This window comes from Polynucleobacter sp. TSB-Sco08W16 (assembly GCF_018687455.1).
Classification (GTDB): domain Bacteria; phylum Pseudomonadota; class Gammaproteobacteria; order Burkholderiales; family Burkholderiaceae; genus Polynucleobacter.
The window spans coordinates 1,072,331-1,084,222 of sequence record NZ_CP061291.1 but is presented as its reverse complement, the minus strand read 5'-3'; the positions used below and the strand labels follow the sequence as shown (position 1 = coordinate 1,084,222).

Below are 11,892 nucleotides of genomic sequence, written 5' to 3'. Positions count from 1 at the left end.
GCTGCCGAAGCAGCCTTAGCATTTAAAACGAGCTAAATTACGCTTTTTTAGCATAAGCAGAGCACCAACCTTTAGCGGATACTTGCTTGCCAGCAAACAATGGGCAACCACCAGCGGCAGCATCAGATTTGCCCTGGAATAATGCGCAGTTACTGCACTGTTGACCAGCAGCGTACTTGGCATACTTTGCTTTATCTACCTTGGTGGCATCAGACTTATATCCCAATCCAGCAGCTTGTGGATCAGTTTCAGCAACTATTGCTTGAGCTTGTACTTTACCGTTCAAGGCTAAGGTGCAGGCGCCAGCAGCAGACAAAATCATAAATTGACGACGGGTTGGTTTCATATATTTCTCCGGATTAAGTAAAGCATTTATAAATAAGACTGAGTGCAACTAAAAATGTAAAGATAGAAAAAATTTGCTGAATTCTTGGGCCGCTAATCTTTTTTTCAAGAACTTTGCCAATTAACAAACCTACAAGTGAGCCGATAGCAAAGGGGAGTGCAATCGACAAATCTAATATGCCCGTAGCTAAAGATACAAATGCGCCTCCAGCTGAGACTATGGCAAGAACGCCTAATGATGTTGCAACTATCGCCTTCATCGGTAGATCGGTAAATTTTTTAAGCGAAGGAACGATAATGAAGCCTCCCCCGACTCCTAACAATCCAGATAAGAATCCTGCGCATGCGCCAGCAAACATAAGGGATCTAGCGCAGGGGACAGTCCAGATTAATTTACCGATTGACATGTCTAATTGACATGGAGGCGGTTTTCTCAAAAAAGGTGTAGTTCCAGCAATCATTTGCATTGCTTGTATAAACATTCTTGTAGAAACATAAATCAGCACCGCGCTAAACATCAATAGCATTGGCGTATTGGGCGCACGTTGCGCAACCCATAATCCAAGAGGGGAAAGAATCAGGCCAAATACGGCCATAAACATTGCTGCTTTATAGCGCAATACCTTTTCTTTTAAGCCAATCAGGGCTCCGACGCCCGCTGACAGGGCAATCGCACTGAGAGCAATTGGCCCTGCTTCAGAAATTGGCATATGAAAAGCAAATACCAGCAATGGAACAGAAAGTATTCCACCGCCTGCGCCGGTTAACCCCATCAAGACACCAATAAAAATGCCTAAGGCTGGTGCGAGAAAAAAATGCTCCATCACTTAGTTTTCAAATGGTCTTGCTAACCATTCTCTACCCTTGAGCATGGCATTCCAGTAGAGCCAAGGAAGCACATCTTTTTTCAAGATCCACGCAAGCTTGGTCGCCTTTAAAGGATTTATTAACCATGGGAAGGTAGGCAAAAGTTTGCCTCCAAAGCCGAATTCCGCAAGCACAATTTTTCCTCTCTCAACAGTGAGGGGGCAGGAGCCATAACCGTCATATTTGAGAGGCATTGCTAGTTGATTTTTGTGGGCTAATAAGTTTTCGGCAACTACAACAACTTGTTTTCGAGCAGCGGCAGCTGTTTTTGAATTAGGTGATGAGCAGCAATCACCTAGGCCAAATACATTCGGATAGCGAGTGTGTTGTAGTGTAAATTGATCAACCTCAACCCAACCTGATGAGTCGGCTATTGGGCTTCCCTTGACGCAGTCTTGTGGCCCCTGTGGCGGAACTACATGAAGCATATCGAATGATTTTTCTACTTGTGTGGAATTTCCCTCAGCATCTTTTACCGCAAATGTTGCCTTCTTGTTTGGCCCATCAACTGAGATGAGATTGCAATTGAAATTCAATGTGGCGTTATATTTTTTAACGTACTCCATCAGCGGCGGTACAAAATCTACTACACCAAATAAAGCTGCACCAGCATTATTGAGTTCAACTTCTATATTTTTGAGATTGCCTTGTTGTTCCCACTCATAGCAAGATAGATACATTGCTTTTTGTGGTGCACCCGGACATTTAATTGGCATTGGTGGTTGAGTAAAGATTGCTTTGCCAGATTTCATGTTCTTGACTAGCTCCCATGTATAGGGAGAGTAGTCATAACTGTAGTTTGATGTCACACCATTTTTTCCAATAGTGTCTATCAAGCCAGGGATAGCATCCCAATTTGTTTTCAATCCAGTTGCTACAGCGAGATATTTGTATTTGACGGGCTCGCCACGTGCAACATTTACTTCATTAGCATCTGGATTAAAGCCAGTGATTTTGTCCTTAATCCAGGTGACGCCTTTGGGTATAACGTCTTTAGTATTTCTCTTGCTATCTTTGACATTAAATGCGCCCCCACCGACCAAGGTCCAGGACGGCTGATAGTAGTGAACTTCAGATGGCTCTATGACGCCGATTTTTAGCGCTTGATCACGATTTTTCAAGCTTGCAGCAAGCCCTAATCCTGCCGCTCCGCCTCCAGCGATCAGGACATCAAAGACTGCATTCTGTGGCTGATGACTCATCTTTTCTCTCTTTCTATTCAATGGTTATATAGCTGACTTTTCTATATAACTAAAAGTAATACACATATAAGGGTTAGTAATAAGTGTATTTTTACCAGCATTATTAAATAATTGCACCTAGAAAAATTACTTAGGTGAATGAGAGATGAACCCAGTCGTAAAAGGCTTTTTTGATCCAGATACTTGGACGGTTACTTACGTTGTTTACGAGAAAGCGGGTTCTAAATGCATCATCATCGATTCTGTATTGAGCTATGACCCCAAGTCAGGGCGAACCCATACCAAGATGGCGGATCAGGTCGTTGAGTTTGTAAAACAGAATGATCTAAAAACCGAGTGGATTCTAGAAACTCATGCTCATGCAGATCACGTTACTGCGGCGCCTTATCTAAAAACTAATTTAGGTGGCAAAGTTGCCATTGGCGACCACATTTCATTAGTGCAGGGCGTTTTCAAGAGTATTTTCAACTTAGAAAACGCATTTCCAACAGATGGATCTCAATTTGATCATCTTCTCAAAGATGGCGAGGAGGTTCATTTTGGCAATTTGAGTTTCAAGGCGATCTTTGTGCCCGGCCACACCCCAGCCTGTATGGCATATCAAGTCGGCGATGCAATTTTTGTGGGTGACACAATGTTTATGCCAGACGTCGGAACAGCACGCTGTGATTTCCCTGGCGGTGATGCCCATGTCCTCTACCAATCGATGAAGAAAATTTTGAGTTTTCCGTCGCAAACTCGTTTATTCATGTGCCACGACTATCCTCCCAATAATCGTCCCGTTCAATTTGAAACTACCGTTGCGGAACAGAAAAAATCCAACATTCATATGCACGATGGAATTACTGAAGAGCAATTCATCGAAATGCGCACAAAACGTGATGCCACCTTAGAAATGCCCGTTCTGATTCTTCCTGCGATTCAGGTCAATATTCGCGCTGGTGAGTTTCCGCCAAAAGAAGAAAACGGAATTGCATATCTGAAGATCCCGGTGAATGCAGTTTAAGAATTTAAGCAAGAATTCAATTGAAGGAGTGTCGTTGTAATGGCAGATCAAAAACGTAGAGGTCAAATTAAGCAAGCGCCTGAGAACTTTGTTTCTCATGATCTCATTGCTGACCTTAATCAAAATGGTATGGATGATACCCGGCGTGGCTTTATGCGCTCAGGCTTTATGGCTGCAATTGGTGGGGCAGTTGGTTTGGGTTCATCTCTAAATGTATTGGCTGCTGGTGAGGGAGACCCTGCCATTTTAGAGAAGCAAGTATGGCAAACAACACTCGGAAAAAATGTCGCTACGATGCCCTATGGAACGCCATCGATCTATGAGGCAAATTTAATTCGCCGCGAATCTCCTGGTCTCACAAGGGTATCGGCGGCATCTGTTGCGTTCACGCCATTGCAGGGCTTATTCGGAATCATTACACCTAATGGGCTACATTTTGAAAGACAGCATCAGGGCTGGTACAACATTGATCCTGAAAAGCATCGCTTAATGGTGAATGGTTTAGTTAAACACAACCGCGTTTTCACTATGAATGATTTAATGCGCTTGCCATCGGTGTCGCGCATTCACTTTATTGAGTGCGGTGCTAACACAGGTTTGGAGTGGGGTAACGTTGCAGTCCCAACCGTGCAATACACCCATGGCATGCTATCTTGCTGCGAATTTACCGGTGTGCCTTTAGCGGTCCTTTTGGAGGAGTGTGGCGCCGACCTCAAAAAAGGTAAATATCTCTTGGCAGAGGGTGGCGACGGTTCAGGCATGACTCGCACGATTAATCTAGAAGATGTCTTAAATGAAGCGATCGTTGCTTGGGGCATGAACGGTGAGATGTTGCGCCCCGAAAATGGCTTCCCATTACGTTTGGTTGTTCCAGGAGTACAGGGCGTTAGCTGGGTTAAATGGCTCCGTCGCCTAGAGGTCGGTGACATGCCATATGCAACAAAGGATGAGGCTGTGCACTATAACGATTTGATGCCAGATGGTATGGCGCGTCAGTACACATCAATTCAGGAATGCAAATCAGTTATTACAACTCCATCTGGCGGTCAGCAATTACTCGACAAAGGTTTTTATAACGTTAGCGGATTAGCTTGGTCAGGAAGAGGGAAGATTAAGCGAGTTGATGTCTCATTTGATGGGGGCAATAATTGGAAAACTGCTCGTCTTGAAACTCCTGTTTTAAGCAAAGCACTTACTCGATTCAATATGGATTGGGTGTGGGACGGCTCGCCAGCTATTTTGCAGTCGCGTGCTATCGATGACACGGGATATGTTCAGCCGCCTATTAAGATGCTCAGAGATGTTCGTGGCACTCGATCCATTTATCACAATAATGCTATCCAATCATGGAAAGTGGGCGCAAACGGGGAGGTTAGCAATGTTCAAGTTGGCTAAATTTGCAAACTCTGCCTTGTTAGTAGGCGCAACGTTTTTAGTGGTTGGTTCTGTGTGCGCGCAAAATTCAAGCGCACGCTTTCCTGGCATTGGAAGAGATGCAACACCTGCAGAGGTTGCAGCTTGGGATATCGATGTTCGGCCAGACTTTAAAGGTTTGCCTAAAGGCTCTGGTTCGGTAGAAAAAGGTCAGCAAATATGGGAAGCAAAATGTTCAGTTTGTCATGGAACATTTGGTGAGTCTAATGAGATCTTTACTCCGATCATCGGCGGCACAACAGCTGACGATATTAAAACTGGAAGAGTGGCCTCCTTATCGGATAGAAAGCAGCCTCAAAGAACTACTATTATGAAGGTGGCTACGGTATCTTCATTGTGGGATTACATTTACCGAGCAATGCCATGGAATGCTCCTCGTTCGCTCACACCGGACGATACATTTGCGCTGGTAGCTTATTTACTCAGTATGGCTGAGGTCGTGCCTGATGATTTTGTTCTGAGCAATACCAATATTGCGGAAGTACAAAAACGTATGCCAAATCGAAACGGCATGACTTTAAAGCATGGAATGTGGAGTGCAAAGGGCGCCCCAGATGTGCATGCAACCGCTTGTATGAATAATTGCGTCCAATTTGTGCAAATTGGCTCTGAGTTGCCGGACTATGCCCGTAATGCTCACGGGAATATTGCTGAACAAAATCGTCAATATGGCCCATTCCGAGGATCTGACTCCACAAAACCGCCCCTGACTAAGCTGCCCGGTGCTTCTGGTGAAGGCTTAGCCCATGCATCTGAGACGCATGCTGCAAATTCTAAAGGGCCGGAGGCTCTGTTTAAGAATGAAAACTGCTCAGCATGTCACGCACAAAATGCGAAGCTTGTTGGACCATCCATTACCGATATTGCAGCTAAATACCAAGGGCAAAGTGGCGCCTTGGATAAGCTAATGACTAAGGTGAAAAACGGGGGGTCTGGTGTTTGGGGGGCTATACCAATGCCTGCACAAACTCAGTTGTCGGATGAGGACCGTAAGACATTGGTTACTTGGGTGCTTTCCGGAGGTAAATAGGTCTCTCAATTTAAAGTTAATGAGTTATCAGAAAGTAGATAATATATTCACGTAGAAAGCTTAATAAAGGAGTTTTTATGAATCAACAGCGACGTAGTTTATTGAAATATTCAGCCGTCTTTGGATTGATGGCGTCAGCAGGGCTTATTAGCGTTGCGCAAGCGCAAGAGTGGAATAAGGCTGCTTTCGAAGGAAAAGGCTTGGATGATGTATTTAAAATCTTGGGAGCTGGCAGTCCAGATAAGTCAAGCGCTGTTACTTTAAACGCACCTGATATTGCGGAAAATGGTGCTGTGGTTCCCGTTGGAATCACGACGACCTTAAAGGCTGAGCAAATGGCGATCTTAGTCGAAAAGAATCCAAGCTCTCTCGCTGCTCAATTTTTTATTCCCGCCGGAACAGAGCCATTTGTGACTACACGTATCAAGATGGGTCAAACCTCAAATGTTTATGCGCTGGTGAAGGCTGACGGAAAGTGGAGTATGGCCGTCAAAGAAGTTAAAGTCACTTTAGGTGGTTGCGGCGGTTAAGCGCAAATAGCCCGAACGAATCAATTTATTAGTCACTAGATTACAAGAGGAAAATATGTCTGATCCAATGCGCGTTAGAGCAGCTGAAAACGGTGGAATTGTTGATGTAAAAATTTTGATGAAGCACGATATGGAGTCGGGTCAGCGTAAAGACGCCTCAGGGAAAGTTGTTCCTGCATGGCACATTACGACAATCAATGTCAAAGCCAATGGCAAAGATGTTTTGAATGGTCAATTTGGTCCAGCGGTCTCAAAGGATCCGTTTTTGAATTTCAAATACAAAGGTGCAAAGGGTGACAAGATCGTTGTTAGCTGGGTAGATAACAAAGGCGATAAACGCACTGATGAAGCGACCGCTTCTTAATTATCGTTATCAATCAATGCCTTATTGTTCTGAAAGGAAAGCAAATGCAGCGTAAATTCACCTATGGCCTGGCCTTGGGAGTATTGGTGGCAAGTCTGTCAATGTCATCCTCTTTGTTTGCTCAAACAGCAACAGATGAAATTGCAAAATATCGCGAAATGATTGCAGATGGAAACCCTTCAGAGCTTTATGAGGCAGCAGGTGAGGACCTTTGGAAAAAACCAGCGGGCCCAAAAAATGCTACGTTAGAGAAGTGCGATTTAGGTCTTGGTCCAGGGGTGGTGAAGGGCGCAGCAGCCCAATTGCCACGTTACTTTAAGGATACAAACAAGGTTCAGGATCTTGAATCACGCTTAATGACTTGCATGCAAACTTTGCAAGGTCGAAACTCAAAAGAGATGATAGATGCTCCATTTCAGGTTGGGCCAAAGAAAGACATGGAGGCAATTGTTGCTTACGTAGTAACTGCATCCAAGGGTGAGAAGATTAAAGTCAGCACAAATCATCCAAAAGAGAAAGAGATGTATGAGCTTGGTAAGCGGGCGTTTTATTTCCAGGGTGGTCCAATGGATTTCTCATGCGCTTCCTGCCATGGTGAGGATGGCAAGCGTATTCGTTTGCAAGATTTGCCGAACATCACCACTCAAAAGGGTGCCGCATTGGGTTGGGGGTACTGGCCTGCGTATCGTGTTTCTAGCGGTCAATTTTGGACCATGCAGCAACGTCTCAACGATTGTTATCGTCAACAGCGCTTTCCTTTTCCCATATATGCATCTGACTTAACTATTGCTTTATCTATGTATATGGCAAAGAATGCCAATGGCGGCACCGTCGAGACTCCTGGATTAAAGCGCTAATAGATAAGAGACAGAGAAAATGAAAATCAAGAACATTAATTCCCTCTTAGCCTGCACAGGTCTGATGTTGGTATTTGCTCTACCTGTTGGTAGCGCTGTTGCACAACAACAAAATGATCCTAAGTTTAATAAGATGATGAAGGACGGTTTTAGAGCAGAAGGTATTGCTGGTTTAGATCGTATTCAACAAGATGAAACACAAAAGTTTTGCTCGGACCCGGTATTTGCAGGCAGTGTTAAAGGGCAGGCAATGCGTGAAAAGATACAAAAAATCAATATGGATAGCATTAAGCAGCCTTCTGATGGCAAATACATTGGCGACTGGAAGAAGGGTGAAGCAATTGCTCAAAGTGGCCGTGGAGCAACCTGGACCGATAAGGCTGACACCCCAATTGGCGGTGGATGTTACAACTGTCACCAAATTGATAAGAAAGAAATCTCTTATGGAACTATTGGCCCCTCACTATGGAATTACGGAAAGATGCGCGGCAACTCCCAAGAGTTGATTGTGTACACCTGGAACCGAATTAATAACTCTAAGGCTTATAACGCCTGCAGCAATATGCCTCGATTTGCTCACTTCAAACTCTTGAACGAGCAGCAAATTCAAGATCTGATGGCGTTGTTATTAGATCCAGCCTCGCCAGTTAATCAATAAATGAAAGACGGGCCGACAGGCCTGTTTTCACAAGGGGAATCTTTATGTCTTTAAGTCGTCGTGATTTTTTGCAGGCGCTTGCTTTTGCTTCAGCTGGCGGCATGGCTTTACAATCTAATTTTGCAGGCGCACAAGTTGCCGCCCAAAAGTTTTATGATTTACCAAAGTTTGGTAATGTGCATCTCTTGCATTTTACTGACTGTCATGCTCAATTGTTGCCAATTTATTTCCGAGAGCCTAATGTAAATTTGGGTATTGGCGCACAAGAGGGAAAGACTCCTCACTTGGTTGGTGAATATTTCCTCAAGGCAAATGGTATAGCGCCGGGCAGTCGCGATGCTCACGCTTTTACCTATTTAGATTATGTAGCCGCAGCTCAGAACTACGGCAAGATGGGCGGATTTGCTCATATGGCAACGCTAATAAAGCAATTAAAGGCCGGGCGTCCAGGCGCACAACTGCTAGATGGGGGAGACACTTGGCAGGGTTCTGGTACCGCACTATGGACCAATGGTCAAGATATGGTTGATGCAGCATTGACTTTAGGTGTTGATGTCATGACGCCTCACTGGGAGATGACTCTTGGTGAAAAGCGTGTTATGGAAATTGTGAATGGTGACTTTAAGGGCAAGGTTTCATTTATTGCTCAGAATATTAAAACTTCAGATTTCGGGGATATGGTTTTTAACCCCTATGTGATGAAGAATATGAATGGCGTACAAGTTGCCATCATTGGTCAAGCTTTCCCATATACACCGATTGCCAATCCTCGTTACTTCACCCCGGATTGGACCTTTGGAATTCAGGAAGAAAATCTTCAAAAGACCATTGATGAAGTGAAGACTAAGGGTGCCAAAGTGGTGGTACTTTTATCACATAATGGTATGGATGTGGATTTGAAGATGGCATCACGTGTCAGTGGTTTGCATGCTATTTTAGGTGGCCATACCCATGACGGCGTTCCAGTTCCCGTACAAGTGAAGAACCGCGGTGGCATGACCTTGGTAACCAATGCGGGTTCAAACGGCAAATTTTTGGGCGTTTTAGACTTCGATGTAAAAGGCGGAAAGCCAGTCGACTTCCGTTATAAGCTCTTGCCAATTTTCTCGAATATGATTCCCGCTGATCCAACGATGTCAAAGTTGATCGCTAAGGTACGTGCTCCATACGAGGCAAAGTTAAATGAAAAATTAGCCACTACTGATGGCTTGCTTTATCGCCGAGGCAATTTCAACGGTAGCTTTGATCAATTAATTTTAGATGGGCTAATGTCTCAAAAGAATGCTGAGATTGCCTTTTCGCCAGGCTTCCGCTGGGGGACAAGTTTGCTGCCAGGTCAAGCCATTACTCGCGAAAATTTGCTTGATCAGACAGCAATTACCTATCCTTACACTACCGTGACTAGTATGACGGGTGAGACTATCAAAACCATATTAGAAGACGTCGCAGATAATTTATTTAATCCCGATCCTTATTATCAGCAAGGTGGTGACATGGTCCGTGTAGGTGGTATGCAATACACCATTGATCCTGTTCAGGGCGCTGGTAATCGCATTTCTGATATGCGCTTAAATGGTAAATCGATTGAAGCTAGCAAGACTTACAAGGTGGCGGGATGGGCGCCCGTTAGTGAGGAGGCCAAGAATGCTGGTGGTGAACCTATATGGGATGTGATTGAACGTCATCTCAAAGATGTAAAGGTTGTGAAAGCCGTCAAACTAAATGAGCCGGTGATAAAAGGCGTGTCCAATAACCCTGGTATGGCGCCAATCTAAATCTTTAATAGAAAGTGATTGAGATGAAAAGAGTCCTTAGCTTAATATTTGTAACTTTGCTTGCCATCGGCTTTAGTTCGGGTGTTCTTGCGCAAAAATCGGGGGCAACAAAAGTTGTTTATCACATCGATGATGCTGAAACTCAAGGTCTCAAGGGATTGCGTAATATTCGTAATCACTTAGATACCTCGCCCGATACAACGATCATCGTTGTCACTCATGCCAATGGCGTTGATATGCTGATGGAAGGTAGTAGGGATAAAAAAAATAATGTTGAGTATGCTCCATTAATTGGAGCATTAAAGTCTCGTGGCGTAAAGTTTGAGGTATGTGAAATTACTCTGAAGAATCGCAACCTCAAGAAAGATCAATTCATTCTAGATGCGGACTTTACGCCATCAGGCGTAGTTCGGGTGGCTGATCTTCAATATAAAGATGGCTTTGCCTATATCAAGCCATAGCGATTGATTGAAATGATTCGTTTTGTGAGAAATTTTCTGGGGATCCTTATGGGGTCCCTTATCTTTTCGGGCATCAGCTATTCTCAGGCAGCTTCATTACCTGACAATGTTCTTATAAAGCCAGTTCAAGTAGCGCCGCATACTTATTTTGTTCAAGGTCGTCCAGAAATGGGGAGTAGCGCCAACCAAAACTTCATTTCCAATGCAGGTTTTGTCGTTACTTCTGGTGGTGTGGTTCTAGTTGATGCGTTAGGGTCGCCTATTCTTGCGCAAAAACTAATTTCTGAAATTAAGAAAATTACAAATCAAAAGATTGTTGCGGTAATTGTGAGTCACTATCACGCAGATCATGTTTATGGACTGCAAGAGTTTAAGAAGATTGGCGCTAAGATTTACGCACAAGGTGAGGGCAGAAATTACCTATCATCAGAAACTGCTAAACAGCGATTGATAGCCTCCCGTGTAGATTTTGCCCCTTGGGTTAATGAAGAAACCAAGTTGATTCCTGCAGACGTTTGGATTGACCAAAAAAGTAAACTCAATATAGGGGGTGTAGAGTTTTTAATTAATCGCGTAGGCCCTGCCCATGCCCCAGAGGATTTAATGGTTTATGTGCCCTCGGAAAAGGTATTGTTTGCGGGTGATTTAGTTTTTAGGGGGCGCATCCCCTTTGTAGGTAACGCAGACAGTAAGGGGTGGTTGCTTGCCTTGGATGAAATTGAGAAACTCAATCCTAGTGTTGTGATTCCTGGTCATGGAGCATATTCGGCAAAGCCAACTGAAGATATAACCTTTACTAGAGCCTATCTCAAATATTTACGCGAATCCATGTCAGCTGCGGCGCTCAATATGGACCCCTTTGAGGATGCGTATCAGCATACAGACTGGTCTGAATATGAGGGAATGCCTTTATTCAGAGCTGCTAATCGCATGAATGCCTACAATGTCTACCTATCGATTCAGGCTGAATAGGGGCGAAATTAGTAACTTGGCTCTAAAATGGTGGTTTATGTCTTAAAGCACTGATTTGCAATGAAATTCGCCGCATTGATTCGTAAACCTCTTGCCTTGGCCATTTTTGGCTTAAGCGCAAACGTTTTTGCGAGTCTAAATCTCGAAAATGGTAAAGACATTGACCAGACTAAGTGTTATTCCTGCCACGCAAAGAAATCAGGGTTTGGTAATGGCGACATGATTTATACCCGTGGCGATAGCAAGGTGAGGTCAATGGCTAATTTGAAGAAAATGGTTGGGCTTTGCAACACTGAACTGCGTTTAGATCTTTTCCCAGAAGATGAGGTCGATGTTGCAGCCTATCTTAATCATCAGTTTTATAAATTCAAACCTTAATTATTGGATATGG

General features: G+C 44.0%; 14 protein-coding genes. 11 read left to right on the top strand and 3 right to left on the bottom strand.

Annotation, left to right across the window (positions count from 1 at the left end; translation table 11 throughout):
- Nucleotides 1-37 precede the first annotated feature (37 nt).
- From FD961_RS05380 to FD961_RS05370, 3 genes are read right to left on the bottom strand one after another with little or no spacing between them, the layout of a single operon-like run.
- A complete protein-coding gene (locus FD961_RS05380) occupies nt 38-346 on the bottom strand; it encodes a high-potential iron-sulfur protein (protein ID WP_215392985.1) in 309 nt (102 codons plus the stop codon).
- A 13-nt stretch (nt 347-359) separates the two neighbouring features.
- Entirely contained in the window at nt 360-1,169 is an 810-nt protein-coding gene (locus FD961_RS05375) for a sulfite exporter TauE/SafE family protein (RefSeq protein ID WP_215392984.1), read from the bottom strand.
- A gap of 3 nt (nt 1,170-1,172) precedes the next feature.
- Nucleotides 1,173-2,414 carry an FAD/NAD(P)-binding oxidoreductase gene (locus FD961_RS05370; RefSeq protein ID WP_215392983.1) on the bottom strand — a complete coding sequence of 414 codons (1,242 nt, stop codon included), beginning with the start codon at nt 2,412-2,414 and terminating at the stop codon, nt 1,173-1,175.
- A 145-nt stretch (nt 2,415-2,559) separates the two neighbouring features.
- Here FD961_RS05370 and FD961_RS05365 point away from each other — a divergent pair, with 145 nt between their 5' ends.
- The 11 genes from FD961_RS05365 (at nt 2,560) to FD961_RS05315 (ending at nt 11,879) form a co-directional block, all read left to right on the top strand.
- On the top strand, nt 2,560-3,420 hold the full coding sequence (locus FD961_RS05365; RefSeq protein WP_215392982.1) for an MBL fold metallo-hydrolase: 861 nt from the start codon (nt 2,560-2,562) through the stop codon (nt 3,418-3,420).
- 39 nt (nt 3,421-3,459) lie between these two features.
- Complete coding sequence (gene soxC, locus FD961_RS05360; protein WP_215392981.1) at nt 3,460-4,815, top strand: sulfite dehydrogenase; 1,356 nt, start codon at nt 3,460-3,462, stop codon at nt 4,813-4,815.
- Nucleotides 4,799-5,884, top strand: coding sequence for a c-type cytochrome (locus tag FD961_RS05355; RefSeq protein WP_215392980.1), 1,086 nt, complete (start codon nt 4,799-4,801; stop codon nt 5,882-5,884). The genes soxC and FD961_RS05355 overlap by 17 nt, the downstream gene beginning before the upstream one ends.
- A gap of 77 nt (nt 5,885-5,961) precedes the next feature.
- Nucleotides 5,962-6,414: a thiosulfate oxidation carrier protein SoxY gene (soxY, locus tag FD961_RS05350; RefSeq protein WP_215392979.1), complete on the top strand. Its 453-nt coding sequence runs from the start codon at nt 5,962-5,964 to the stop codon at nt 6,412-6,414.
- Between the two features lie 55 nt (nt 6,415-6,469).
- The gene (gene soxZ / locus FD961_RS05345; protein ID WP_215392978.1) at nt 6,470-6,778 is read left to right on the top strand and encodes a thiosulfate oxidation carrier complex protein SoxZ; all 309 of its coding nucleotides are present in this window, start codon (nt 6,470-6,472) and stop codon (nt 6,776-6,778) included.
- Between the two features lie 44 nt (nt 6,779-6,822).
- Nucleotides 6,823-7,635, top strand: coding sequence for a sulfur oxidation c-type cytochrome SoxA (soxA, locus tag FD961_RS05340; RefSeq protein ID WP_215392977.1), 813 nt, complete (start codon nt 6,823-6,825; stop codon nt 7,633-7,635).
- A gap of 19 nt (nt 7,636-7,654) precedes the next feature.
- Entirely contained in the window at nt 7,655-8,293 is a 639-nt protein-coding gene (gene soxX, locus FD961_RS05335) for a sulfur oxidation c-type cytochrome SoxX (protein ID WP_215392976.1), read from the top strand.
- 44 nt (nt 8,294-8,337) lie between these two features.
- Nucleotides 8,338-10,068: a thiosulfohydrolase SoxB gene (soxB, locus tag FD961_RS05330; RefSeq protein ID WP_215392975.1), complete on the top strand. Its 1,731-nt coding sequence runs from the start codon at nt 8,338-8,340 to the stop codon at nt 10,066-10,068.
- A gap of 23 nt (nt 10,069-10,091) precedes the next feature.
- Nucleotides 10,092-10,529 carry a DsrE family protein gene (locus FD961_RS05325; protein ID WP_215392974.1) on the top strand — a complete coding sequence of 146 codons (438 nt, stop codon included), beginning with the start codon at nt 10,092-10,094 and terminating at the stop codon, nt 10,527-10,529.
- A gap of 48 nt (nt 10,530-10,577) precedes the next feature.
- Complete coding sequence (locus FD961_RS05320; protein WP_251371221.1) at nt 10,578-11,501, top strand: MBL fold metallo-hydrolase; 924 nt, start codon at nt 10,578-10,580, stop codon at nt 11,499-11,501.
- Nucleotides 11,502-11,561: 60 nt separating this feature from the next.
- Nucleotides 11,562-11,879, top strand: a complete 318-nt coding sequence (locus FD961_RS05315) for a hypothetical protein (protein ID WP_215392972.1) — start codon at nt 11,562-11,564, stop codon at nt 11,877-11,879.
- Nucleotides 11,880-11,892: the final 13 nt, after the last annotated feature.